Genomic DNA, 2,343 nt, shown 5'->3' with positions numbered 1-2,343 from the left:
GGGCGGGAACGTCGGCCGGAGCGGCGGGGACCGCGCCGGCGAGGGACTGGGTCTGCACGGAGCAACCTCCAGGTGCTCGCGACCGGAATGTGCGGCGCCGCCACCAGTGTGAGCCAAGGCACACCCGGTCCACGAGGGGTGTGCGTCCCTTTTCCGTACGGAGGTGCGGCACGGGGTGCCGGGCGAGGGGGTCGCCCGGCGCCCCCGAGGAGTGCCGGGCCCGGCGGGAAGGCGCCGTTCAGAGCGCCGCGGCGCCCCGCTCGCGCAGGGCGCGGCCGTACTGCTGGAGCACCCACAGCTCCCGGCGCAGCGCCGTCGCCTCGTCGCCGGCCCCGCGCGACTCGGCGCGCAGGGCGGCGCCGTCCAGGTCCAGGACGCGGCGGTCCACCGCGGCCAGGCGGACCCGGACCAACTGTTCGCCCGCGTACACCTCGTCGGGGTCGCGCGGGGTGTGCAGGGGCTCCACCGCCAGCTCGGTCACCAGGGAGCGGACGGTGTCGTCGGGGGCGGCGGCCCGCACCCGGCCGATGTACCCGGGGTCGGTCGTGCCCGGTTCCACCCCCCCGGCCTCCGCGATCGCCCGCCGCACCACCGCGTAGGGCGGTGCGGTGAACTCGTCCTCCCCGTAGGCGTCGAAGGCGGGCGAGACCAGGGCGGGGAACTGCAGCGCGAGCTTGAGGAGTTCGCGCTCGACCCGGTGGGCGGGGCTGCGCAGGTGCAGGGGCGGACCGGCCCGGCGGGGGGCCTCGACCGTGCCCGACCCGTTCTCCGCGAACCGACCTGGTCCACCGTCGCCGGCCCGACCGGCCCGGCCGGGAGGGCCCGACCGGCCGCCGGGGCCCCCCGCGCCGTCGGCGCCCGGCCGCCCGGGTCGGCGGCGGTGGACCAGGTGACCGACCCGGCGCAGCACGAAGCGGTGGTCGGAGATGCCCACCAGGCCGGCCAACCGCACCGCGTACTCGTGCCGGATGGCGGGGTCCTTGATCATCGCGACCACCGGGGCGGCCTGCTCCAACGCGGCCGAACGCCCCTCGGCGGTCTCCAGGTTGTGTCCGTCCACGATGTGGTTCAGCGCGAAGGAGAACAGCGGGGTACGGCCCTCGACCAGCTCCCGCACCGCCTCGTCACCCCGGTGGAGCCGCAGGTCGCACGGGTCCATGCCGTCGGGGGTGACGGCGATCCAGGTCTTCGCGGCGAACTTCTGGTCGTCCTCGAAGGCCCGCAGCGCCGCCTTCTGGCCGGCCGCGTCCCCGTCGAAGGTGAAGACCACCTCGGAGCGGGAGTTGTCCATCAGCAGGCGCCGCAGGATCTTGATGTGCCCCTCGCCGAAGGCGGTGCCGCAGGTGGCGATGGCGGTGGTCTCCCCCGCCAGGTGACAGGCCATCACGTCGGTGTAGCCCTCGACCACCACCGCCCGGTTGCCCTTCGCGATGTCCTTCTTGGCCAGGTCGATCCCGTACAGCACCTGCGACTTGCGGTAGACGGGGGTCTCGGGGGTGTTGAGGTACTTCGGGCCGTTGTCGTCCTCCCGCAGGCGTCGGGCACCGAACCCGATCACCTCGCCGGCGATGTCGCGGATCGGCCACATCAGCCGGCCCCGGAACCGGTCGATGGGGCCGCGCCGCCCGTCCTGGGCGATGCCGGAGAGCAGCAACTCGCGGTCGGTGAAGCCGCGACCGCGCAGGAACCGCACCGCGTGGTCCCAGCCGGCCGGGGAGTAGCCGACGCCGAAGCGCTCGGCGGCGTCCCCGCCGAAGCCGCGCTCCTCCAGGAAGGCCCGGGCCGGCGCCGCCTCGGGGGAGTCCAGTTGTTCGACGTAGTACCGGGCGGCCTCGCGGTGCGCCTCGACCAGCCGGGTGCGCTCCCCCGCCTGGCTGGCCCGCCCGTAACCGCCCTGTTCGTAGCGGAGGGTGATGCCGGCCTGCGCGGCCAGCCGCTCGACCGCCTCGGCGAAGGAGAGGTGCTCCAGCTTCATCACGAAGTCGAGGGTGTCCCCGCCCTCCTGGCAGCCGAAGCAGTGGTAGAGCCCCTTGCCCGGACTCACGTGGAAGGAGGGCGACTTCTCGTCGTGGAAGGGGCACAGCCCCTTGAGGTTGCCCCCGCCGGCGGGGCGGAGCTGCAGGTAATCGGCGACGACGGCGTCGATCGGGACCGCCTCCCGAACCGCTCTCACGTCCTCGTCGTTGATCCTTCCCGCCACCCGCTCAGTGTACGGCGGGGCACCGACGGTCCGGCCGGCGCCCGGCCGGGGAGGGGGAACCCGGGGCGCCCGGCACGCATGGTCGCGCCCCCGGGGCGGGAACGGTATGGCGGTGACGGAAAGTCCCCGAGGGGGCGGAGGGC

At 74.8% G+C, this 2,343-nt stretch carries 1 protein-coding gene; it reads right to left on the bottom strand.

Annotation, left to right across the window (positions count from 1 at the left end):
• Positions 1 to 238: 238 nt before the first annotated feature.
• Positions 239 to 2,200 carry a DNA primase gene (dnaG, locus tag FOE67_RS23015; protein ID WP_182666760.1) on the bottom strand — a complete coding sequence of 654 codons (1,962 nt, stop codon included), beginning with the start codon at positions 2,198 to 2,200 and terminating at the stop codon, positions 239 to 241.
• Between the last annotated feature and the right edge of the window lie 143 nt (positions 2,201 to 2,343).

Origin of the sequence: Streptomyces calidiresistens, assembly GCF_014141525.1 — a bacterium.
GTDB classification, from domain to species: domain Bacteria; phylum Actinomycetota; class Actinomycetes; order Streptomycetales; family Streptomycetaceae; genus Streptomyces; species Streptomyces calidiresistens.
Note: the sequence above shows the minus strand (reverse complement) of the source record. Positions and strands in the feature narration are given on the sequence as shown.